Origin of the sequence: Parafannyhessea umbonata (assembly GCF_012844235.1) — a bacterium.
Taxonomy (GTDB): Bacteria; Actinomycetota; Coriobacteriia; order Coriobacteriales; family Atopobiaceae; genus Parafannyhessea.
The window spans coordinates 25380-48043 of record NZ_JABAGR010000001.1 but is presented as its reverse complement, the minus strand read 5'-3'; the positions used below and the strand labels follow the sequence as shown (position 1 = coordinate 48043).

The window sequence follows — 22664 nt, the reverse complement described above, 5'->3', positions numbered from 1 at the left end:
AGGCCCTCCTATCCCTGCAGGTACGCGTACTTGTCGCGCACCGTCACGATGATCTTGCGAACGTCTTCCGGAAGCCCGCACGCCGCGTCCTCCACGTCGTAGGTGGCGACGGTGCCGCCAAGGCGCACCAGCGCGCCGTCCTCCGTGGGCAGCCAGCCCTCGTTTGTGGAGTCGTCGAAGTCCTCGCGACTCCAGAACAGCGTGAGCTTGTCCTTGTACGGGCGGCCTTGGGAGTACGGGCAGAACACGGCGCAGTTGCCGCACTCGTTGCACATGCCGTCCACGTGGACGATCTGCGCCTGGCGCATGCCGGACACGCGCACGGCCACGTTCGCGCGGTTCGGGCAGACCTCGACGCAGGTCTCGCACACGGCGGCGCAGCTCAGGCAGCGCGTCTTGTCCGTGCTGGCGCAGTCCGCGCACAGGTTTCCGCGCTGCGAGAAGACCTTGGCCACCTCGGCCGCGATGTTCGTGGCCTCCTGCGCGTCGAAGCTGGCGTTCGCGATCGCGCGGGCGACGACCTGCGCGTCGGCGATGGCCTTCACCACGGTCGCGGGGCCGCGGCGGCAGTCGCCCACCGCGAACACGTGGGGGACGCTCGTCTGCAGCGTGGCGTCGACCACGGGCAGGCCCCTCTCGTCCAGCTCGCAGCCGGAGGCCGCGTACACGCCACCGTCCACACGCTCGCCCACCGCCGCGATGACGGCGGTCGCGGGGACCTCGCGGGTCTGGCCCGTTGCGACGGGGCGACGGCGGCCGGATGCGTCAGGCTCGCCCAGCTCCATGACGTCGCAGGTCAGGATGCCGTCTTCCGGCGTGTCCGGCGCAAGGAGCTCCAGGAGCTCCACGCCGTCCTCGAGCGCCATCTCGAGCTCCTCCTCGTCGGCGGGCATGTAGCGGACGGTGCGGCGGTACGCCAGGCGCACGTTCCTCACGCCCGGCACGCGCTTCGCGGCGCGCGCGACGTCCATGGCGGTGTTGCCGCCGCCCACCACGACGACGTCCGTGCCCAGGTCGAGGGACGCGGGGTCGCGCTTGAACGCCTCGAGGAACTCGAGCGCGTCCAGCGCCTTGCCGCTCTTGAGGGCGGGGCGTCCCGGCGCCCACGCGCCGACGGCGACGACGACGTCCGTGTAGCCCTGCGCCAGCAGCTCGCCCGCGCTCGCGACCTCGCGGCCGAGCTCGAACGTGGCGCCGTACGCCTTGCAGAGCGCGACGTCGTGGTCGATGGCGTCGTCCGAGATGCGGAAGCCGGGGATCACGTGGCGCACGATGCCGCCGAGGCTCTTCGTGCGCTCGAAGACGGTGACGTCCACACCGGCGCGGCTCAGGAAGGACGCGGTGGAGAGGCCGGCCGGGCCGCCGCCGATGACGGCCACCTTGCGGTCCGCGACGTGGCCGCGCGCCGAGAGGGCGGGGAGCACGTCGTCGAAGGCCTTCTCGGCAGCCTCGAGCTTGAGGTCGCGGATGTGCACGTGCTCCTCGTAGTAGTTGCGCATGCAGGAGTTTCCGCAGGTGTGCGGGCAGATGGTGCCCGTGGTGAACGGAAGGGCGTTGCGCTCGAGGATAATGTTCAGCGCGTCGGCGTAGCGGCCCTCGCCCACGGCCTGCACGTAGCCGGGGATGTCCTGGCGGATGGGGCAGTCCTCGCGGCACGGCGCGACGAAGCAGTCCGTGAGCGGCAGCTCGCCCAGGACGTGGCGGTCGGGCTCCGGCTTGATGGGCTTGCGGTAGTCGCCCCCGGCGAGCGCCGCGTCCACGAGGGCGGACACCTTTGCCGCGTCGACGCCCGCGAACGGCTTGCCGGCGTCTGCCTGGTGCGAGAGCACCTCCGCGACCTGCACGAAGCGCGCGTATCCGCCGGGCTTCAGCTCGTTGGTGGCCATGGTGACGGGCCAGATGCCCGCGTCCACGAGGCCGAAGACGTTGTTTGCGGTGGCGCCGCCGGAGTACGAGATGCGGATGTTGCCGTCGAACTGCCTGGCGATGCGGCTCGCGAGCGTGAGCGACAGCGGGTACAGCGCGCGGCCGGACATGTACATCTCCTCGCTGGGGAGCTCGCCGCGGGTGACGTCCACCGGGAAGGTGTTCGTGAGCTTGACGCCGAACTCGACGCCGCGCTCGGCGGCAAGCGCCTGCAGGCGCTCCATCATGGGGACGGCGTCCTCCCACTGCAGGTCCTCGTCGAAGTGGTGCGAGTCGAACGCGATGTAGCCAAAGCCGAGGGAGTCGAGCGTCTTGCGCGCGTACTCGTAGCCCAGAAGCGTCGGGTTGCACTTGATGTAGGTGTTCAGGCCCTTCTCGCAGATGAGGTGGGTCGCGATGCGCTCGATCTCTGCGGGCGGGCAGCCGTGGAGCGTGGACTCGGTGATGGAGTCGCTGATGTGCGGCGTGATGGAGTCCACGAACGCCGCATCCACGTGGCGGAAGCGGTCGACGTTTGCGTGCGCCCAGGCGATGGCCTCCCTGAACTCCGGCGTTGCGGACGCGTCCTTCATGCCGTCAATGAACGAGTCGACCTTGGGGGTCTTGATGCCCTCGAGGTCGTAGCCGACGGACATGTTGAACACGAAGCCGTCGGGGTCGCCAAAGCCAAACTCGCGCGCGAGCAGCTTGCACGCGACCCATGCCTTCACGTACTCGCCAAACGCCTGCGGCACGGTGAGCTCCGTGGACCACTCGCAGTTGTAGCCCTCGTCGGACGCGAGGATGCACGGCTTGTTAACGCAGGCGGAAAGCTCGGCGCCGTCCATCTTCTGGACGGTCTTCAGCTCGAAGAAGCGCGCGCCCGTCACGTAGCTCGCGACGATGTTCTGGGCGAGCTGGGTGTTGGGACCGGCCGCCGGGCCAAACGGGGTCTCGATCTTCTCGCCAAAGATGGGACGGGCCGCCGCCGGCTCCGTGCGGGCAAGGCGGCGCTGGCCGAAGATGGTCTGCTGGGACTCGTACTCGTCCAGGATCCACGTCATGAGGTGGTCGAAGGACATGGGGCGCATGATGTCGCTCATAGTGCTGTTTCCTCTCCGAAGGTGCCCGCGTCGGGCACGCGCGTATGGTCCCCGCACTTAGCGTCCGCGGGACGACGAAGAGCACCGGACGGCGGGACGCATGCCCCCGCCGCCCGGGATTTTGTGGTGGTGGCGCCTAGTACGCGCGGCCGTTGAGCTCCCCCCAGAGCTCCTTGGCCTGCTGCATCACAAACGCGTCGATCTTCTCCTTGTCGCAGTCCACGAACTCGCGGTCGCGGTAGACGACGCGGCCGTTCACGATGGTGGTGCGGCAGTCGTGGCCCTCGACGCCAAACAGGATGTGGCCGTCGACGTTGTCCGCCCCAAGCGGCGTGGGCGCCGGGTAGTCGAAGATCGCCACGTCCGCGGCGGCCCCGGGCTCGAGCACGCCGAGCGGCTTGCCCTGCGGCTTGGCCGAGAAGTACATGTTCGCGACCTCGGCGTTGTTCTTGAACAGCATGGTCATGGCCTCGCCCCAGGCGACGTTGGGCAGCGCGGAGTTCAGGCGCTGCAGCGGCACGAACGCCTTGAGGGACTGGAGCATGTCGTGCGTGTAGGCGTCCGTTCCCATAGCGACGGTGATGCCGTGCTTGAAGAACTCGAGCACGGGCGCCGTGCCGACGGCGTTGTTGGCGTTGGACTGCGGGTTGTTCACGACCTTGGTGTGCGTGCCGGCGATGATGTCCATGTCGGCCGGGGACACGTGGATGCAGTGGCCGAGCATGGTCTTCGGGCCGAGGATGCCGTGGTCGAGCAGGCGGTGCACCGAGCTCGTGCCATGCCTCTGGGCGGAGTCGTACACGTCATCCATGCCCTCGCACACGTGCACGTGGAAGCCGGTCAGGCCGTCGTTCGCCCGCACCATGGCGTCGAGCGCCTCGTCGGGCAGCGTGAAGAGCGCGTGCCCGCCGAACATGGCGGCGATCATGTCGGAGTCCTGCGCGGCGGCCCAGCGGGCGAAGTCGGCGTTCTCCTGGATGGACTCCTGCAGCTTCTGCTTGCCGTCGCGGTCCGAGACCTCGTAGCACAGGCACGCGCGCATGCCCATCTCCTGCGCGACGTCCTTGATGGCGAAGAGCGAGCCCGGGATCTGGCGGAAGCTCGCGTGGTGGTCGAAGATGGTGGTGACGCCGTTGCGGAACGACTCCATCATGGTGATGTACGCGCAGGCGCGCGTGCCGTCGAGCGTGAGGTGACGGTCGATGTTCCACCACTGCTGCTCGAGATTCTGAAGGAAGTTGGTGGGGTTGCAGCCCTTGATGGCAAGGCCGCGCGCCAGGCCGGAGTAGATGTGCGTGTGGCAGTTTATGAGGCCCGGCATGACGAGCCCGCCGTGGGCGTCGAGGCCGGTGGCGTTGGGGTATGCGCGGCGAAGCTCTTCTCGCCCGCCGACCGCGACGATCTTGGTGCCGTCGATCGCGACCGCGCCGTCGGCGATGTAGGGGTTTTTGTTGCGCGTGACGACGCGCCCGTTCTCGACAAGTAGCATGGCTGCTCCCTGGAACGTGTCGAAGATCAGCTACGACGTCGTATGAGTACGGACGCGGCCTCTATTACCGCGCCGGCCGGGCGTTGCCAACGCGGGCCCCGGCCGCCCCGCCGCGTGTTCCGCGGCTCCGTAACGATTCTAACAAATCGTTAGCTGGCTACCAAACAAATCGTTAGTCTCCATAGTGTCACAGCGCGCGTGCGGCGCGGTCGGCAGTCGGCGTACGGTCGATTTGCCGTGTGAGCGGCATGCGCGCGCGGTGCCGACGACCGTTCCTCCAAACAAAATGCTATGATAGCATTAATTTTTGTTAGCAACGAAGGCCGCCGCCCTTCTCGCCCAGCGAGGCGCGTTGCGGACGGCGAGAAGAGCGTGAGACGTTTATATGCAACAGACCATGCATCAGCAGCAGATTGACTTTCTGAAGCGCCTGGCGCGCGGCGTGGCCGCGCAGTTTGGCGACAACTGCGAGGTAGTTGTGCACGACCTGAGGTCGAGCGACCCGGACAGCACCATCGTGGCGATAGAGAACGGCCACATAACCGGCCGCAAGGTGGGCGACGGTCCCTCGAACGTGGTGCTGAAGGCGCTGCGCACGGACCCGAGCAAGCTTCACGACAAGCTTGCGTACCTGACGAAGACCGAGGACGGCAAGGTCCTGAAGTCGAGCACAATCTTCTTTCGCGACGAGGACGGCGAGCCGTCCGCGATCTTCGCGATCAACTACGACACGACGCTTTTCATGGCGATGCAGGAGGTTCTGAAGGGGTTCACGGCGCTGACGGACGCGCCCGACCCGAACCCCGAGACCATCCCGCACAACGTGACGGACCTCCTGGACGAGCTCATCGAGCAGAGCGTGCGCATCGTGGGCAAGCCCGTGGCGCTGATGAGCAAGGAGGACAAGGTGAAGGCCATAGGGTTCCTGAACGACTCCGGCGCGTTCCTGGTTACGAAGAGCGGACAGAAGGTCTGCAACTACTTTGGGATATCGAAGTACACGCTGTACAGCTACATGGACGAGGCGAAGCGCGCTGCGGGCCAGGAGTAGCACACGGATCGAGCCTTGCGAAGGGGGCCTCGCGCGTGGTGCGCGGGGCCCCTCTTGCATGGGTGCGGGCGGACGCGCGGGCGCGGGACTGCGGGCGCGGGTGCGGCCACGATGTGGAAAGGCGGTGCGACCACGCTCTCGCGTGACCGCACCGCCTGCGTTTGGACTGTGGCTGGACTGTGCCCGGCTTGCGTTTGGCTTGCGACGGCGACTAGGCGTTGCCGTTCTTCTCGCCATCCTGAGCGGCGGGCGCGGAGCCGGTGGCGACGTGGATGTCCGCGTCGGCGACGTGCTCGACCGCGGGGACGCCGGTCGCGGCGCTCTGGTACAGCGCGCTCACGCCCTCGTTTGCTATCTCGGACGCGCCCTCGACGGCCTCGACGACGTCCTGGTCGGGACCGCCCTTGGGCAGCACGAGGTTGAGGATGATGGCCGTGATGGCCGCAATCACGATGGCGGACCCGCCGAAGACCTGGTTGACCCAGCCGGGCATGCCGGGGCCGGTGAGGGCGCCGCTCGTGAGGGACACGCCCATGCCGAGCGCGACGGAGAGGCCGGCGATGGACGCGCGGCGCGGCGTGAGGCCGTCCTTCGTGAGCATGCGGATGCCGGTCATGCTGATGGTGCCGAACACGTTGATGGTGGCGCCGCCGATGACGGCCTGCGGGATGCCGGAGAGCACCGCGGCAAGCTTGGGCATGAGGCCGGCGGCGACGAGGATGATGGCGGCGGTGGAGAACACGCGGCGGTTGATGACGCGGGTCTGGGTGACGATGCCGACGTTCTGGCCGAAGGACGACGTGGGCATGGCGCCGAAGAGCGCGCCGACCATGGTCATGATGCCCTGGGACACCAGGCCGCCCGTGAGCTCCTGCACGTTGGGCTCGCGGTCCATGCCGCCGACGGTGGCGCCGGTGAAGTTGCCGATGGTCTCGAGCGAGGCGACGATGAACACGATGGTGATGCTGGCGATGGACACGGGGACGAACTTGATGGCGAACGGCATGAAGTGCGGGAGCTCGAACCAGTTGGACGCGACGACGGCGTCGTAGCTGACCATGCCGAGCGCGAGGGCGAGCACGTAGCCCACGAGCATGCCGAACAGCAGCGAGCCGAGCTTGAACACGCCCTTGCCGAAGTTGGAGAAGTACACGCACGCCACGAGCGTCACGAGCGCGACGAGCCAGTTCTGCGCGCTGCCGAACGTGGACGAGCCGGAGCCGCCGGCCATGTAGCCCACGGCGACGGTGTAGAGCGAGATGCCGATGCACAGGACGACGGTGCCGGTGACGACGCTGGGGAACAGCGACTTGATCTTGCGGAAGAACAGCGCGAACACGACCGCGACGGCGCCGCCGATGATCTCTGCCCCGAGGATGGCGCCGATGCCGAACTGGACGCCGACGGCGGAGAGCGTGGGTACGTACGCGAACGACGTGCCCATGATCACGGGCAGGCCCGAGCCGAAGCGGCCGCCGAACAGCGGGTGCGCCTGCACGAGCGTGACCAGGCCGCTCATCACGAGCGACACCTGGATGAGCAGGGTCTTCTGGTCTGCCGGCAGGTGGCATAGGTTTGCCACGATGATCGCGGGCGTGATGATGCCCACGACCGCCGCAACCACGTGCTGCAACGCCATGGGGATGAGTTCCTGCGCCGAGAGCTTGCCGTCTTGGCTAAACAGTGCGGATGAACCTTGGGCCTCTGCCATGTTCTTCTCCTCTGTTCTGGGTCGGGCTTTGCCAAACTTCTTTTTTGTTTGGCTTCCACCTTTTTTGTTTGCTTATGAGAGTAGAGTAGGGACGGCGAATATGCAACAGGCTGAGAAATTCGGTCATCGGCAGATTTTGGGGGCGAGCGGCAATGGAATGCGACGCGAGCGAAGAGGATGAGGTAACGCGGCTGGCCGCGGAGCTGGTGCGGATAGACAGCTCTGACCCGGGCGCGTACGAGGGCGAGCTGGAGCGCTTTGTGCGGGCGTGGCTTGCACCCCGGGTGGACGCGGCGCGCGCCGCCGACGGCACGCCGCTCGCGACGCTTGAGGAGCTGGAGGCGCTTCCCGGTCGCACGTGCCTGCGCGCGACGATTCCGGCGGCGGGCGGCGGCGCGGGGATGGCGGCGGGGGACGACTCCCCCGCCGGGCCCGGCCCGGCCGACCTGACGCTGTGCTGCCACATGGACACCGTGCAGCTGGGCGACGGATGGTCTGACGAGACGCCGGCGCTTGGCGGCGTCGTGCGCGACGGGGAGCTCTGGGGACGCGGCTCCTGCGACATGAAAGGCGGGCTCGCCTGCGCGATGCTCGCCTTCGGCGACGCGCTCGACCTGGTGCGTAGGCGCGGATGCGCGCCGGAGCGCAGCGTTTCTCTGCTATGCACCGTCGACGAGGAGGACGTGATGCGCGGCTGCGAGGCCGCCATCCGCGCGGGCTGGCTGGACGGTCGCGGGTGGGTGCTGGACACGGAACCCACGGACTCGCTCGCGCGCGGCGCGCACAAGGGGCGAACGTGGTTTGAGCTGGACATGGCCGGCGTGACGGCGCACGCGAGCACCCCTTGGAGGGGCGCGGACGCGGTGGCCGCGCTGAGCGAAGCCATCTGCCATGTTCGCCGCGCGTTCCAGACGCTTGCGCCGCACGCGTCGCTTGGCAGGCCGACGGTCACGTTTGGGCAGGTAGAGGGCGGCTACAGCCCGTACGTGGTGCCGGACTTCGCGCGCGTGTGGATCGACATGCGGCTTGTGCCGCCCTACGACACGGCCTGGGCGCGAGGCCTTGTGGAGCAGGCGATCGCGCGCGCGGAGGAGGCCGTGCCCGGCGTGCGCGGCAGCTATCGCGTGACTGGCGACCGGCCCGCCATCGAGCCGAACCCGGACTCCGCGCTGCTGGCCGCCCTGCGCGACGCCGCGCGCGGCGAGGGGTACGACGTGGGGACCGGCACGTTCACGGGATACACGGACACCGCGGTCGTGGCGGGGATCTGCCACAACCGCGAGTGCCTTTCGTACGGGCCGGGCAGCCTGGAGGTTGCGCACAAGCCGAACGAGCACGTGCCCGTGGCCGACCTCGCGCGGGTGCGCGCCGTGCTTTCGCGCCTGGCTCTCGGCGTGGTTGGGTAGCGCGGGCCGGGCGCGCCGGGGCGGGCTGGGGTGCCGGGCGGGCGCTAACGTAGAACTATATTTTTTAGTTATACGTTAGCGTCGCGTTTGCCCAGTTGGCACATGTGCGCGAGATTTTAGTTATACGTTAGCGCCCGCGTGGGGCCAGGGCTGGCCTCGCACGGGCGCCTGGGGCACATGAAACCGCCCGAGCGTCAAACACTCAATCTTTTGTTGGCGTTCGGGCCGCGTTTCCGCAGGTCGCGGAAATGTGTCGAAAATATGTTCTACGCTCGCACGCCCGCAAACGGGCCCGTCGCGGCCGGGCGCCCTACGCGACCCTCTCGAACTGCGACTGGTACAGCTGGGCGTAGAACCCGCCCTTGGCCAGCAGCTCGTCGTGCGTGCCCTTCTCGACCACGTCGCCGTCGCGCAGCACCAGGATGGCCTCCGCGTGCTTGATGGTCGACAGCCGGTGGGCGATCACGAAGCTGGTGCGGCCGGCCATGAGCTTGTCCATGGCGCGCTGGATGCGCCACTCCGTGCGCGTGTCGACGTTGGACGTGGCCTCGTCCAGGATGAGGATCGGGCGGTCGGCGAGCACGGCGCGCGCGATGGTCAGCAGCTGGCGCTGGCCCTGGCTCACGTTCGTGGCGCCTTCGTCCAGCTGGAAGTCATAGCCACCGGGCAGCGTCTTGATGAAGTGCTCGCAGTGCGCGTAGCGCGCGGCGGCCTCCACCTCGTCGTCCGTTGCGTCGAGCCGGCCAAAGCGGATGTTCTCGCGGATCGTGCCCTTGAACAGCCACGCGTCCTGCAGGACCATGGCGAAGTTCTGGCGCAGGTCCTCGCGCGCAACGTCGCGCACGTCGTGGCCGTCCACGCGCAGCGTGCCGGCGTCCACGTCGTAGAAGCGCAGCAGGAGCTTCATGAGCGTGGTCTTCCCCGCGCCCGTGGGGCCGACGATCGCCACCGTGCGGCCGGGGCGCACGTCCGCCGTGAAGTCGTGGATGATCGTCTTGCCCGGCAGGTAGCCAAACGAGACATGGTCGAAGTCGACGGCGCCCCGCGCGCGGCCGATTGCCTCGGCGGGCTCGCCCGTCGCGGGGTCGACGCGCGCGGTCGCCTCCTCCTCCGGCGCGTCCAGGAACTCGAACACGCGCTCGGCGCACGCCGCCATCTGCTGCAGCACGTTGGACACGGTCGCAAGCTGCGTGATGGGCTGGGTAAAGCTCTTGACATATTGGATGAACGCCTGGATGTCGCCCGGCATGATCGTACCGGTCACGGCAAGGCCCGCACCCACCACCACGACGCCGACGTAGCCCATGTTGCCCACGAGGTTCATGAGCGGCTGCATGAGGCCGGAAAGGAACTGGCTCTTCCACGCGCTCTCGTACAGCTGGTCGTTCTCGCGCTCGAAGCGCTCGACGGCGCGGTCGCCGCGGTTGAACGCCTGGATGACCACCTGGCCGCTAAAGTCCTCCTCGACGCGGCCGTTCACGGCGCCAAGCTGCTGTTGCTGCAGGCGGAAGTAGCGCTGCGACCTCTTGATCAGCACGCCCAGGACGAGCGCGGACACCGGCAGTGTCGCGAACGTCACGCCCGCAAGCGGAAGCGAGATTGACACCATCATGACCGCGACTCCCACGATCTGCGTGACGGAGGTCACCAGCTGGATGAGGCCCTGGTTAAGCGACTGGCTCAGCGTGTCCACGTCGTTGGTCATGCGCGAGAGCACGTCGCCCTTCGACATGGCCCCGCCGTCGAAGTACGAGAGCGGCACGCGCGAGATCTTCTGCGCGATCTGCCCGCGCATGCGGTACACGACCTTCTGCGTCACGCCCGTCATGATCCAGCTCTGCACGCCCGACGCCGCGGCGCTCGCCAGGTATATGCATAGCAGGCCAATTAGTATGCGACCGATCTTGCCAAAGTCGATGCCGCCCGTCCCGGCCGCGGCCGCCTGCGCCCCGCGGATGGCCTCCGTCGTTGCGCCGCCAAGGACCTTCGGTCCCACGACCGAGAAGAGCACGCTCGCCATCGCAAGCGCCACCGCGGCGATGAGCCCCACGCGATAGGCGCCCATGTAGTGCAGGAGCTTTCTCATGGTGCCGCCAAAGTCCTTGGGCTTCTCGCCCGGCGCCATGCGGCCTCCCGGACCATGCCCGCGCGAGCCCGCGGGACGGCCCGCCTGCCTCGCACCCTGCTCGCGCAGCGTCCCTTCCGCCATGGCTACTCACCCTCCTTCAGGCCAAGCTCGCTTGCGCTGAGCTGGCTCTTCGCGATCTCAAGGTACTCGGGGCAGCTGCGCAGCAGCTCCTCGTGCGTGCCCTGCCCCACGACGCGCCCCTCGTCCAGCACGACAATATGGTCCGCGCCCATGACGGTCGCGACGCGCTGCGCCACCACCAGCACGGCGGTGTCCGCGCACTCGCGCGCCAAGGCCTGGCGCAACCGCGCGTCCGTTGCGTAGTCCAGCGCGGAAAACGAGTCGTCAAGCACGAGCACCTCCGGGTGCATCGCGAGCGCGCGGGCGATGGCCAGGCGCTGGCGCTGCCCGCCGGACACGTTCGTGCCGCCCTGCGCGATCGGCGCGTCCAGCCCGCCGTCCTTCTGCGAGACGAGCTCGGACGCCTGGGCCACCTCCACCGCGCGGAGCAGGTCCTTCTCGCCCGCGGCGCCCTTCTGGCCCGCGGCCCCGGGCGCGTCCGTGCCCGCGGCGTCCGTGCCGAACGCGACGTTGCTGCGGATGCTGCCCGAGAACAGGAAGCCCTGCTGCGGCACGTAGCCCACGCGGGAGCGCAGGTCGGCCAGCGACATCCGGCGCGTGTCGACGCCGTCGAGCGTGACGGTGCCGGACGTGGGGTCGTACAGGCGCGGCGCAAGCTGCACCAGCGTGGACTTGCCGGAGCCCGTGGAGCCCACGATCGCAGTTATCTTGCCGGGCGCGGTCGAGAAGCTCACGTCGCTCACGACGTCGCCCTCCGCGTCCGGGTAGCGAAAGCCCACGTGGTCGAAGACCAGGCGCCCGCGCGGCGCGTCCGTGGCCGGTGCCACGGGATGCTCGGGGTCACGCGCGGCGGGCTCGACGGCGAGCACCTCCTGCACGCGACCGACGGAGACCTCCGCGCGCGGCAGGATCACGGCGACCATCGACACGACGAGGAAGCTCATCACGATCATCATGGCGTAGCTGATGAACGCCATCATGTCGCCCGCGCGCATCGCGCCGGCGGCCACCCCGTGCGAGCCAAACCACACGATGGCGACGGTTGCCATATTCATGACCAGCATCATGATCGGCATCATGAGCGTCATCGCGCGGTTCACAAACAGCTGCGCGTCGCGAAGCTCGCCAGACGCGTCGTCGAAGCGCCCGAGCTCGTGGTCCTGGCGCCCGAACGCGCGAATGGTCAGGAGGCCGTCCAGCATCTCGCGCGTCACCAGGTTCACGCGGTCCACCAGCGACTGCATCGCCTTGAAGCGCGGCATCGTGAGCGAGAAGAGCACGCTCACCACGCCGAGCACCGCCAGCAGCGCGGCGCCCACGATCCAGGCGAGCCCGCCGCCCATCGTCATGACCTGCACCACGGCGACCACGCCCATGACCGGCGCAAACATGACCATGCGCAGCATGATCACGATCATGTTCTGGATCTGCTGCACGTCGTTGGTGCAGCGCGTGATGAGCGATGACTGCGAGAACCGGTTGACCTCCGCGGGCGAGAAGGACATCACCTTTGCAAACACCTCGCGGCGAAGGTCGCGCGCCACCGCCGCCGCGACGCGCGACGCGATGAGGCCCGAGAGCGTTGCCGCCGCGAGCGACCCCACGCAGAAGCCAAGCATCACGAGCGCCATATGCCCCAGGTAGGCGACGTTGCCGGCCTGCGAGCCCACGACGCCCACGTTCACGATGTCGGACATGTAGCGCGGCAGCGAGAGCTCGCACAGCGCCTGCACCAGCAGCAGCGCGAACACGGCCACGACCTCGCCCGCGTGGTCGCGAAGCAGCCTAGCGAGCCTCATGGGCGTCACCTCCCTCCGCGCCGCAGGCGTCTGCGCAACGGGCGTCCGTCGGGGCGTCTGGACCGACGTTGCCCTCGGCCTCGCGCAAGACGTCTGCGAGCTTCCCGAGGATGCGCACGAGCTCGCGCGAGTCCTTCTCGCCCAACTCGCGCAACAGTCCCGCGGTGAAGTGCGTCACGCCGTCGAAGTACGAGCGAAGCTCCGCCTCGCCCGCGTCCGTCATACGCACGTTCGTGCGCCGGCGGTCCGCCTCGCTCGGCGCGCGCGTTACCAAGCCGTCCGCCTCCAGCTGATTCAGCGTCTGCGCCATGCGCGCCGACGTCACGTGGCACGCACGCGCAAGCTCGCCGGCCGTCAGCGTCCCGTCCGAATGGTGCAGCACATGCAGCACGCCCACGCGGCCGCGTCCGTCCCAGCGGCGCATCGCGCCCTTGCCGTACATCCGCAACCTGCGGGTCTGCGTCATCAGGTCACGCGCGAGCGCGGACCACTCCCCGCCCTGCGCCTCGCGCGAGACGGCGTCGCACTTCGCGGCCGGCTCCGCGGCGCACTCGGCGTCGCACTTCCCGGCCGACTCCGCGGCGCATTCGGCGTCGCACTTCCCGGCTCGCTCCGCGGCGCGCGCTGCGGGACGCACGTTCTTCTCATCCAAGGGCTCCTCCTTCGCTAATACCCTTAGCTAACGGAGAAGAGCCTACCCCACCGCCTGCCACATTTACCTAAGACGCTTAGCTTTTAGCGATATCCACGTCGCGCACACATCGCGCGCCCGCACGCGGCCCTCCGCCTCCACGCACGACGGACGCGAACGTAGAACATTCAAGCTAGAGTTGACGTCTGGGCCGCGTTTGCCCAGTTGGCTAAAATGTGTAGGAAATATGTTCTACGTTCGCGGCGACAGCTTGGCGTCGCACGACGACGGGAGGCACGCATGACGCGCACGGCACACGACGAGGCCAGGCGCGAGTTCGTTACGCTCAAGTACGGCCGGACCCGCTGCCACCTGCTTCGAGGCAGCTCCGGCAACGTGATGGTCGACACAGACCTCGCCGGCACAATGCCCGCGCTCATGGCGGCGCTTCCGGCCGGCGAGGTCTAGGGCGGCTCGGTGCTGATAGAGAACTGCGACGAGCACCGCATCCAGGACGGGACGCTCGTGCTGGGACCGGTGCGCCACGCGGTTGGCCCACGGTTCGGCGCAGTTACAAACTTGTAAGCGTTTTTCAGGCAACGCCCTCATGGCGTGCGCATACCAATACGATACTTTGTCACACGTCCCGCCGCGCACGCGCGGCCCAACCAAAGAAGGAGGCTGTCAGATATGACCAGGTGCGTAACCCGCCGCGATGCCATCGCGCTGTTTGGGGGCCTGACCGCCTTTACCCTTGCCGGATGCAACAGCGCTAGCGGAGGGGACAAGGTCTACAAGATCGGCGTCCTGCAGCTTACGGAGCACGACGCCCTCGACGCCGCGAACAGGGGCTTCGTGAAGGCCCTCAAGAAGTCCGGCCTCAAGTACAAGGTCGACCAGCAGAACGCCCAGAACGACCAGTCCGCCTGCCAGACCATCGCGACGAAGCTCGTGAACGACGGCGACGACCTGATCCTGGCCATCGCGACGCCGGCCGCGCAGGCCGTCGCGGGCGCGACGTCCGACATCCCCATCGTCGGCACGGCCATCACGGACTTTGCCGCGTCCGGCCTGGTGAAGAGCAACAAGAAGCCCGGCAACAACGTCACGGGCACCTCTGACCTCACGCCGGTGGACGAGCAGTTCGACCTCCTGGTGAAGCTGCTGCCCAACGCGAAGACGGTCGGCGTGCTGTACTGCACCGCCGAGTCCAACTCCGACGTGCAGGTCAAGATGGCCCAGAAGGCCGCCAAGAAGCGCGGGCTGAAGGCCGTGCGCTACTCCGTGTCGAGCTCGAACGAGATCCAGCAGGTGGTGGAGTCCATGGTCGGCAAGGTCGACGCCTGCTACGCCCCGACGGACAACACCATCGCCGCGGGCATGTCCACCGTCTCGATGGTCGCGAACGAGAACAAGCTCCCCGTCATCTGCGGCGAGAAGGGCATGGTCGACAACGGCGGCCTCGCCACGTACGGCATCGACTACGAGGCCCTGGGCTACAAGGCCGGCAAGATGGCCGTCAAGATCCTGAAGGGCACATCCAAGCCCGCCGACATGCCGATCGAGCACCTCAGCATCGAGGAGTGCACGCTCGCCACGAACGAGAAGACCGCGGCCGCCGTGGGCGTGGACCTCTCCGTCCTCAAGTCCTAGCCGCCGCCCCGGCCCCGCCGGCCGGAGCCCGCGCAACATGCAACGCCGCCGCTGGGCGGAAAACGGGCGCACCCGCCGACCTCGGTCGCGGGCGCGCCATCGAGTTTGGGGGAGTACATGCTTCTATCACTAACCGGCGCCGTCTCGCAGGGCATCCTGTGGGGCATCATGGTGCTGGGCGTCTTCATCACGTTCCGCATGCTCGACATCGCGGACCTCACCGTGGACGGCAGCTTCGCCCTCGGCGGCTGCGTCGCGGCGGTCGCCTCGGTCAACATGGGCCTCGACCCGCTCGTCTCGGTCCTTCTCGGCATGCTCGCCGGCCTCGTGGCCGGGGCGGTCACCGGGCTTCTGCACACGCTGTTCGACATCCCCGCGATCCTGGCGGGAATCCTCACGCAGATATCGCTGTGGTCCGTCAACCTGCGCGTCATGGGCAAGTCAAACACGCCGCTTCTGGGGGTCGACACCGTGTTCTCGCGCGTCGCGAGCCTCCTCGGCGTCTCCAACAACGTCGCCACCCTCATCATCGGCGTCTTCGTCGCGGCTCTGTGCGTGGCCCTTCTCTACTGGTTCTTTGGCACGGAGATCGGCTCCGCCATACGCGCGACCGGTCAGAACGAGGACATGTGCCGTGCGCTGGGCATCGACGTGCGCGTGACGAAGCTGCTCGCGCTCAGCCTGTCCAACGGCCTCGTCGGGCTGTCCGGCGCCCTCGTGTGCCAGAGCCAGAAGTACGCCGACATCAACATGGGCACGGGCGCCATCGTGATCGGCCTGGCCGCCATCGTGATCGGCGAGGTGCTCGGCCGCCTGACGCCCGGCAAGCTGCAGGCGTTCGGCAGCCGCCTGACCTCGGCCGTCGTCGGCTCCGTCATCTACTTCATCATCCGCGCCATCGTGCTGCAGATGGGTATGGACGCAAACGACATGAAACTCTTCTCCGCCGTCATCGTCGCGCTCGCGCTCGTGGTGCCCGTGGTGCTGGAGCGCAGCCAGGCGCGCCGCGCGTGGCGGAAGGGAGGCGAGCGCTGATGCTGACGCTCACCCACGTCACCAAGACGTTCAACAAGGGCACCGTGAACGAGAAGCCCGCGCTCACCGGCGTTGACCTCCACCTCGAGCCCGGCGACTTCGTAACCGTGATCGGCGGCAACGGCGCCGGAAAGTCCACGCTCCTGAACTGCATCGCGGGCGTCTTCCCGCCCGACGGCGGCACCATCGAGCTCGACGGCCGCGACGTAACGCGCCTGCCGGAGCACAGGCGCGCCGCTGACCTGGGCCGCGTGTTCCAGGACCCCATGCGCGGCACGGCGGCCGACATGCAGATAGACGAGAACCTTGCCCTCGCGGCGCGCCGCGGCGGTCGTCGCGGCTTGGCGTGGGGCATCACGCGCGAGGAGCGCGAGGACTACCACGAGCGCCTGAAGATGCTCGACCTGGGCCTAGAGGACCGCATGACCTCGAAGGTCGGCCTGCTGTCCGGCGGCCAGCGTCAGGCGCTCACGCTGCTGATGGCCGTGCTCAAGCGCCCGAAGCTGCTGCTCCTGGACGAGCACACCGCCGCGCTCGACCCCAAGACCGCCGCGAAGGTGCTCTCGCTCACGCAGCGCCTGGTGCAGCAGGACTCGCTCACCACGCTCATGGTCACGCACAACATGCACGACGCCATCCGCCTAGGCAACCGCCTCATCATGATGCACGAGGGCCACGTGATCTACGACGTCCGCGGGGACGAGAAGAGCAGGCTCACGGTCGCGGACCTGCTGCGGAAGTTCGAGGAGGTCTCCGGCGGCGAGCTCGACAACGACCGCATGCTGCTCTCGTAGCGCCACCCGCCCGCGCCCGCAGCGCAGGCCCGCAGCGCGCCCGCAGCGCAAGCCAGCGCCCCGAACGTACAACATTCACGGAAATGTTGACGTTCGGGGCGCGTTTTCCCAGTTGACACAAATGTGCAGGAAAAATGTTCTACGTTCGCGTACGCCCACCCGCCGGCAGGTACCAAAAATCGCAGCCTACTCCAGCACCGTGAGCGCGCCCTCGTGCAGAAGCTGCGCGCTTGCCGCGGGCGCCCTCGTCCGGCCAGGTCATGAACGCGTAGACCTAGCCGTTCCTGAAGTCGGCCACCTGCGACACCACCAGGCCGGACTCCTCGGGCCAACCTCACTCTATGGCGCGTATTTGGCGGCGCAATTAGGATTTTGGGGTGACCATGTCACTCCTTGGCGACCCTTGCCACGCGCCCCACACACGACAATGCCCCTAACGTAGAACTATATTTTTTAGTTCTACGTTAGGGGCGCGTTTTCCCAGTTGGCGAATCGCGCGCAAATTATAGTTCTACGTTCGCGCGCCACCCGCGCCGCACACCAGGCACCGCGCGCCGCGCGCTACGCGCTACGCGCGCATGAACGCCGGAGCCACCTCGCGCCCAAGCTCGCGAGACTCCCGCGCCGCGGCCGCGATCTGCTCCATCGCGCGCGCCACACCGTCGTCCGCGCTCGCGCCCACATGCCAGCGGGCCGCGCGCGTCGCGGCCTCGTTCGCGTTCGCGACGGCGCACGAGTTGGGGTAGCGCCCCAGCATGCCCAGGTCGTTGTCCGCATCGCCAAACACGCAGACCTCCTCGTCGGCAAGGCCCAGGATGCGCTGCAGGATCGCGATGCCGTCCGCCTTGCCCCAGCCCCTCGGGCTCACGTCCAGCCAGTTCACCACCGTGTTGGGAAACGCCAGGCTCGGGCACGCGTCCGAAAGCACGCCAGAGAGCTCCACGGCGCGCGCGTTGTCGCCCATCACCACGATGCCTGCCTTCACCACGGGATAGTCCGGCATCTCCCCCGGCTCGTGGCGCTCGCCGCCGCACAGGAAGACGCGCCCGTACATGGGCCCAAGCTCCTCGCGGGTCGCGCCCACCCAGTCGCCCAGGTTGTCGTCGCGGTACGTGATGAACGCGCAGCCCTCGACCTTCGCCGCAATCGACTCCGCGCGCCGCAGCTCGTCCGCGGGCAGGGTCTTCTCGTACACCACCTCGCCCAGGTAGTACACCTTCTGGCCGTTCACCAACACGCCCGTGTTGTAGCAGCTCGCGTCCTGGTTGAAGAAGCTCGACAGCTCCCCGCGGTCGCGACCGCTCGCCGGCCCAAAGTCGATGCCCTGCTCCTGGCACGCGTGAATCGCGTCCACGGTCCGCCGCGACGCCTTCCCGGCGCCAAACGGCACCAGCGTGTTGTCCATGTCAGAAAGAACGAGCTTGATCAAGGCGCCTCCCCTGCCGCGTCCGCCCGCCTCCGCGGGCGCTCCGGCCAATACGATAGCGCCGCGCCACGCCTTCCCGGGCGCGACGCGGCGCATCAACACGTTATCTATCGGCTTCAGACGCCTACGGCGCCAAGCCATCGTATCCTGCCAGCACCGCCCGGCCACGACGCGCTTGCTCGCGCGCCGGGCGAGAAGGGCCTGCCTTCCTGCCCGCTACGCAAACGCCCGCTTCAGCTCGCGCTTCGCCGCGGCGCTCGTGAACGCCAGCACGTTGTCGCCGGCGATGAGGCCCGTGTCGCCACGCGGGATGATGATGTCCCCCTCGCGGTCGATCGCAATCACGACGGCCTCGTCCGGCAGCGCCAGGTCAGAGATTTTCCGTCCCACGGCCGAGGAGCCCGGGCGCACCTCAAGCTGCACAAGGGCATGCTCGTCCTTGCCCAGGCGCATGATGGTGAACACGTCCTCCATGTCCAGGCCCTCCTGCACGGAGCGCGCCAGCAGGTCCGCCTGGTTGATGCCCACGTCCACGCCCATCGACTCGTTGAACATCCACGAGTTCTTCGGGTTGTTCACGCGGGCGACCACGCGCGGCACCTGGTACTCCATCTTCGCCAGGGTCGACGCCACCAGGTTCACCTCGTCGGAGCCCGTCGCCGCGATGAGCACGTCCGCACCCATCACGCCGCACTTCTCCAGCACCTCGGGGCTCGTGCCGCTTCCCAGCACGACCTTCTGCCCCGGCAGCTCCTCCTGCAGCTTGCGCACCACGTCGCGCCTGCTCTCCACCACCACGACGGACGATCCGCCGTCCGTGAGTATGGGCGCCAGGTAGCGACCGGTCTTGCCGCCGCCTACGATGATGATGTTCATGGCAACCTCCTACTCGCTCTTGCCAAGCATGTGGGCGAACTTCTCCTGCGCGCTCGACGCCACGGCCGCGTACACCACGTCGCCGTGCCCAAGCACCGTGCCGTCCGTCGGTATGGACGTCTGGCTGTTGTGCGAAACGGCGACGATCTTCACCTCGCCGATCGCGCTTATCTCGCGCACGGTGTGCCCCTCAAGCAGCGTGGGGACGTCGGCGCGCACTATCTGCACCTCGCCGGTGCCCACGGATAGCACGCTGTCCTGCTGGTGGTACGTCAGGAGCTCGCACGCGCGGCGCACGCCCCAGTCCGTCGTGGATATCGTCTGGATGCCCAGGCGGCGGTACGTCTCGGCCTTGCTCACGTCGTACATGCGCGCAATGACGCGCGGCACGCGATACGAGTCGCGCGCGATCCGCGCCACCACGATGTTCGTCTCGTCCGAGGTGGTGCACGACACCACGGCGGACGCGCGGTCTATGCCGGCCTTCTCCAGCACGTCGCGGTCGATGCCCACGCCGCACACCTTGCGCCCGGCGAACCCGTCGCCCAGAAGCTCCAGGCGCTCCGGGTCCTGGTCGACGGCGCACACGTTGTGGCCCTGGCGGTCCAGCTTGCGCGCGAGCCCGGTGCCCATGCGCCCAAGTCCAACGACAATCACGTTCATGATGCCCTACCTTTCGACATTTTCCTGCTCGATGCGTACGCCGTCGCGGTCGATCCCCAGGTGCCTGCGCACGATGGCCTTCCTGCCCTCTTCCAGCGCAAGGACGATGGGGGGGAGAAGAACGAGGAATCCGTAGTCCGCAAGGCCAAGCGGGCAGGTGTGGAACACGCCCTGGAACGGCGGGAACACCGTCAGGAACACGATGAGCGCCACCTCGAACAGTATGCCCTTGTTCACCTGCTTGTTAGAGAACAGACCGACCGAGAAGACCGAGGCAAGCTCCGTGCGGCAGTTCATGACCTCGCCTATCTGCGTGAACACGATGGCCGCAAGCGCCATGGTCGTGGCGCGGACGTACGTGGGGTCCAGGTCCTTGCCGACGCCAAACATGACGGCGCCCATGTGCCAGCCGGCCTGCACCTGCGCAAACACGAACGCCGCGAGCGAGGCGGCCGCGCCCAGAATGCCGTACCACATAAACGCCTTGCGCATGACCTCCTTGTTCAGAAGGTGCTCGTGGGGGTCGCGCGGCGGGCGGCTCATCACGTCCTTCTCGGGTGGCTCGGATCCCAGGCCCAGGGCGGGCAGCATGTCCGTGCCCAGGTCGATGGTAAGAATCTGCATCGTGGTCAGCGGCAGCGGCACGGCGCCGCCGGAAAGCAGGTACACGGCGGAGGGGACGGCCTCGGGGACGTTGGAGTTCAGGATGTACAGCATGAACTTGCGGATGTTCGCGTAGACCGCGCGGCCCTCCTCGACGGCGTGCACGATGGAGGCGAAGTTGTCGTCCGTCAGGATCATGTCCGCCGCCTCCTTGGCGACGTCCGTGCCCGTGATGCCCATGGCCACGCCGATGTCGGCCTTCTTCAGCGCCGGCGAGTCGTTCACGCCGTCGCCCGTCACGGCGACGACCTCGCCCATGGCCTGCAGGTTCTCGACGACGCGGAGCTTCTGCTCCGGCGCCATGCGCGCGAACACGACCTCGCCCTTCAGGGCGCGACGCAGCTCCTCGTCGGAGGTCTTCTCGAGCTCCAGGCCCGAGAACACCTTGGGATGTGCACCCTTCACGATGCCGATCTTGCGCGCGATGGAGACCGCGGTCAGGCCGTAGTCGCCGGTGATCATGATGACGCGGATGCCGGCCCTGCGGCACTCGGCCACCGCGGCCGCGACCTCGGGGCGGGGCGGGTCCTGCATGACCTCGAGGCCCACGAACGTCAGGTCCTTCTCGATGTCATCGGGGGTGTACTGGCTCATGGACGCGGGCACGCCCGGCTCGTCGCGATGGATGGGGCGGTACGCGACGGCAAGCACACGCAGGCCGTCGGCCGCGTAGGAGTCGTTCGCGTTCATGATCTTGGAGCGCAGGGAGTCCGTCATGGGGACGACCTCGCCGTTCACGCGGACCTTGGTAGAGAGACGCACGACCTCGTTTGGCGCGCCCTTCGTGAACGCGACGCGCGTGGCACCGTCGATGGGCTCCTCGAGCTGGTGGATGGTGGACATGCGCTTGCGGCGGCTCTCGAACGGCAGCTCGCGCACGCGCGGCATGCGGCGCTCGACCTCCTTGGGGTCGAGGCCGGCCTTCTGTGCGGAGACGAGCAGGCACGCCTCGGTCGGGTCGCCGAGCACCGTGTAGCGGCCGCCGTCCTCCTCCGGCGGGAGCAGGCGCGCGTTGGAGCACAGCGCGCCTCCCTCGAGCAGCAGCCGCAGGTCCTCGTCGTCTGCGGCGGCGTACGCCTTGCCGTCGGACTTGACCTCGCCCTTGGGGGCGTAGCCGACGCCGGTGACCTCGTACTCGCGCGCCGGGGTCCACAGGTGGTTGACCGTCATCTCGTTCTGCGTGAGCGTGCCGGTCTTGTCCGTGCAGATGACGCTGGTGGAGCCGAGCGCCTCCACGGACGAGAGCGACTTCACGAGGGCGTTGCGCTTGCTCATGCGCTGCACGGCCATGGCCAGGGACAGCGTGACGGTGGGCAGCAGCCCCTCCGGGATGAACGCGACGACCATGCCGAGCGCGAAGATGAACGACGCCGCAAGGCCGTTATGGACAAACAGCACGTCAAGCAGGAAGAACGCCACGCCCATGCACAGTGCGAACACCGTGATCTGCTTCGTCAGATGGTCGAGCTGCCTCTGCAGCGGGCTCTCCTTCTGCTCCATGTTCTGGGTGAGGCTCGCGATCTTGCCAAACTCCGTCGCCATGCCCGTCTGGGTCACGACGACGCGGCCGTTGCCCTCGGACACCGACGTGCCCTCGAACACCAGGTTCGGCATCTCGGCGTTCGTGAGGTTCTCCTCCAGCACCGCGTCGGACGTCTTGCGCACGGGGTTCGACTCGCCCGTGAGCGTGGACTGGTCGACCTGCAGGTCGCTGGAGCGCACCACGCGCCCGTCGGCCGGGACCTTGTCGCCCTCCTCCAGCATGAGCACGTCGCCGGGCACGAGGTCCTCTGCCAGGACCTTCTGCTCCTGCCCGTCGCGAATGACGCTCACGTAGGACGGCAGCATCTTCTTGAGTGCCTCGGTCGCCTTGTCGGCCTTGCTCTCCTGCCAGTAGCTGAAACAGCCGTTGATCACGTTGACCAGCCACACGGCGACGCCGAGCTCCGGCATGCCCGCCACGAAGGCGATCACGCCGGCCACCCACAGCAGAATGGCCATCATGTGCGTGAAGTTCGACAGGAACACCAGCACCTTGGACTTCTTCTTGCCAGACTGGATGACGTTCTTGCCATAGCGCTGTTGCCTGGCCTCCGCCTCCTGCGCGCTGAGGCCCGCGGCGGACGTGCCCAAGGCCGAGAAGACCTTGTCGCTCGTGAGCCGGGGAATCTGCGCCACCTGAACGGCGGCGCCCTCCTTGGAATCCTCCACGAAGGCCCTCCTTTCCTAACGGAGAGGCCTCGGCACCCG

16 protein-coding genes are annotated in these 22664 nt (G+C 67.8%); 6 read left to right on the top strand and 10 right to left on the bottom strand.

Annotated features, from left to right (window positions below; translation table 11 throughout):
* Positions 1–8: 8 nt before the first annotated feature.
* Together ygfK and ssnA are read right to left on the bottom strand one after the other, a co-directional pair.
* Positions 9–3008 (bottom strand): putative selenate reductase subunit YgfK, encoded by a 3000-nt coding sequence (gene ygfK, locus HF885_RS00195; protein WP_170102976.1) that lies wholly within the window; start codon positions 3006–3008, stop codon positions 9–11.
* Positions 3009–3144: 136 nt separating this feature from the next.
* Positions 3145–4497 carry a putative aminohydrolase SsnA gene (gene ssnA, locus HF885_RS00190; protein WP_170102975.1) on the bottom strand — a complete coding sequence of 451 codons (1353 nt, stop codon included), beginning with the start codon at positions 4495–4497 and terminating at the stop codon, positions 3145–3147.
* Between the two features lie 385 nt (positions 4498–4882).
* Between ssnA and HF885_RS00185 the strand changes: the two genes are divergently transcribed.
* Positions 4883–5548, top strand: a complete 666-nt coding sequence (locus HF885_RS00185) for a helix-turn-helix transcriptional regulator (protein WP_235927218.1) — start codon at positions 4883–4885, stop codon at positions 5546–5548.
* A gap of 211 nt (positions 5549–5759) precedes the next feature.
* On the opposite strand, the gene HF885_RS00180 is transcribed toward HF885_RS00185, so the two are convergent.
* Positions 5760–7259: a uracil-xanthine permease family protein gene (locus HF885_RS00180; protein WP_170102973.1), complete on the bottom strand. Its 1500-nt coding sequence runs from the start codon at positions 7257–7259 to the stop codon at positions 5760–5762.
* Positions 7260–7411: 152 nt separating this feature from the next.
* Here HF885_RS00180 and HF885_RS00175 point away from each other — a divergent pair, with 152 nt between their 5' ends.
* Entirely contained in the window at positions 7412–8665 is a 1254-nt protein-coding gene (locus HF885_RS00175) for a M20 family metallopeptidase (RefSeq protein WP_170102972.1), read from the top strand.
* 310 nt (positions 8666–8975) lie between these two features.
* Here the strand turns inward: HF885_RS00175 and HF885_RS00170 are convergent, their stop codons facing one another.
* The 3 genes from HF885_RS00170 to HF885_RS00160 are packed head-to-tail and all read right to left on the bottom strand — an operon-like array spanning position 8976 to position 13325.
* Positions 8976–10874 (bottom strand): ABC transporter ATP-binding protein, encoded by a 1899-nt coding sequence (locus HF885_RS00170; protein ID WP_170102971.1) that lies wholly within the window; start codon positions 10872–10874, stop codon positions 8976–8978.
* A 2-nt stretch (positions 10875–10876) separates the two neighbouring features.
* The gene (locus HF885_RS00165; protein WP_170102970.1) at positions 10877–12673 is read right to left on the bottom strand and encodes an ABC transporter ATP-binding protein; all 1797 of its coding nucleotides are present in this window, start codon (positions 12671–12673) and stop codon (positions 10877–10879) included.
* On the bottom strand, positions 12660–13325 hold the full coding sequence (locus HF885_RS00160) for a MarR family winged helix-turn-helix transcriptional regulator (RefSeq protein WP_170102969.1): 666 nt from the start codon (positions 13323–13325) through the stop codon (positions 12660–12662). Before HF885_RS00160 ends, HF885_RS00165 begins: the two co-directional genes overlap by 14 nt.
* Positions 13326–13604: 279 nt before the next feature.
* Here HF885_RS00160 and HF885_RS00155 point away from each other — a divergent pair, with 279 nt between their 5' ends.
* The 4 genes from HF885_RS00155 (at position 13605) to HF885_RS00140 (ending at position 16786) form a co-directional block, all read left to right on the top strand.
* Positions 13605–13772: a hypothetical protein gene (locus HF885_RS00155; protein ID WP_170102968.1), complete on the top strand. Its 168-nt coding sequence runs from the start codon at positions 13605–13607 to the stop codon at positions 13770–13772.
* A gap of 222 nt (positions 13773–13994) precedes the next feature.
* Positions 13995–14957, top strand: a complete 963-nt coding sequence (locus HF885_RS00150) for an ABC transporter substrate-binding protein (RefSeq protein WP_170102967.1) — start codon at positions 13995–13997, stop codon at positions 14955–14957.
* Positions 14958–15074: 117 nt separating this feature from the next.
* Positions 15075–15992 carry an ABC transporter permease gene (locus HF885_RS00145; RefSeq protein ID WP_170102966.1) on the top strand — a complete coding sequence of 306 codons (918 nt, stop codon included), beginning with the start codon at positions 15075–15077 and terminating at the stop codon, positions 15990–15992.
* Positions 15992–16786 (top strand): ABC transporter ATP-binding protein, encoded by a 795-nt coding sequence (locus HF885_RS00140; RefSeq protein WP_170102965.1) that lies wholly within the window; start codon positions 15992–15994, stop codon positions 16784–16786. The genes HF885_RS00145 and HF885_RS00140 overlap by 1 nt, the downstream gene beginning before the upstream one ends.
* A gap of 568 nt (positions 16787–17354) precedes the next feature.
* Here the strand turns inward: HF885_RS00140 and HF885_RS00135 are convergent.
* The 4 genes from HF885_RS00135 to HF885_RS00120 all read right to left on the bottom strand — a co-directional run bounded on the left by HF885_RS00135 (position 17355) and on the right by HF885_RS00120 (position 22625).
* Entirely contained in the window at positions 17355–18215 is an 861-nt protein-coding gene (locus tag HF885_RS00135; protein WP_170102964.1) for an HAD family hydrolase, read from the bottom strand.
* A gap of 213 nt (positions 18216–18428) precedes the next feature.
* Positions 18429–19088 (bottom strand): potassium channel family protein, encoded by a 660-nt coding sequence (locus HF885_RS00130; RefSeq protein ID WP_170102963.1) that lies wholly within the window; start codon positions 19086–19088, stop codon positions 18429–18431.
* 9 nt (positions 19089–19097) lie between these two features.
* Complete coding sequence (locus tag HF885_RS00125) at positions 19098–19751, bottom strand: potassium channel family protein (RefSeq protein ID WP_170102962.1); 654 nt, start codon at positions 19749–19751, stop codon at positions 19098–19100.
* A 6-nt stretch (positions 19752–19757) separates the two neighbouring features.
* The gene (locus HF885_RS00120) at positions 19758–22625 is read right to left on the bottom strand and encodes a cation-translocating P-type ATPase (RefSeq protein ID WP_206109701.1); all 2868 of its coding nucleotides are present in this window, start codon (positions 22623–22625) and stop codon (positions 19758–19760) included.
* Positions 22626–22664 lie beyond the last annotated feature (39 nt).

Coding starts and splice junctions, on each gene's coding strand:
- ssnA (WP_170102975.1), bottom strand. CDS start 4,497: ATGCTACTTGTCGAGAACGGGCGCGTCGTCACGCGCAACAAAAACCCC.
- HF885_RS00175 (WP_170102972.1), top strand. CDS start 7,412: ATGGAATGCGACGCGAGCGAAGAGGATGAGGTAACGCGGCTGGCCGCG.
- HF885_RS00125 (WP_170102962.1), bottom strand. CDS start 19,751: ATGAACGTGATTGTCGTTGGACTTGGGCGCATGGGCACCGGGCTCGCG.
- HF885_RS00130 (WP_170102963.1), bottom strand. CDS start 19,088: ATGAACATCATCATCGTAGGCGGCGGCAAGACCGGTCGCTACCTGGCG.
- HF885_RS00155 (WP_170102968.1), top strand. CDS start 13,605: ATGACGCGCACGGCACACGACGAGGCCAGGCGCGAGTTCGTTACGCTC.
- HF885_RS00150 (WP_170102967.1), top strand. CDS start 13,995: ATGACCAGGTGCGTAACCCGCCGCGATGCCATCGCGCTGTTTGGGGGC.
- HF885_RS00140 (WP_170102965.1), top strand. CDS start 15,992: ATGCTGACGCTCACCCACGTCACCAAGACGTTCAACAAGGGCACCGTG.
- HF885_RS00165 (WP_170102970.1), bottom strand. CDS start 12,673: ATGAGGCTCGCTAGGCTGCTTCGCGACCACGCGGGCGAGGTCGTGGCC.
- HF885_RS00180 (WP_170102973.1), bottom strand. CDS start 7,259: ATGGCAGAGGCCCAAGGTTCATCCGCACTGTTTAGCCAAGACGGCAAG.
- HF885_RS00145 (WP_170102966.1), top strand. CDS start 15,075: ATGCTTCTATCACTAACCGGCGCCGTCTCGCAGGGCATCCTGTGGGGC.
- ygfK (WP_170102976.1), bottom strand. CDS start 3,008: ATGAGCGACATCATGCGCCCCATGTCCTTCGACCACCTCATGACGTGG.
- HF885_RS00170 (WP_170102971.1), bottom strand. CDS start 10,874: ATGGCGGAAGGGACGCTGCGCGAGCAGGGTGCGAGGCAGGCGGGCCGT.
- HF885_RS00185 (WP_235927218.1), top strand. CDS start 4,883: ATGCAACAGACCATGCATCAGCAGCAGATTGACTTTCTGAAGCGCCTG.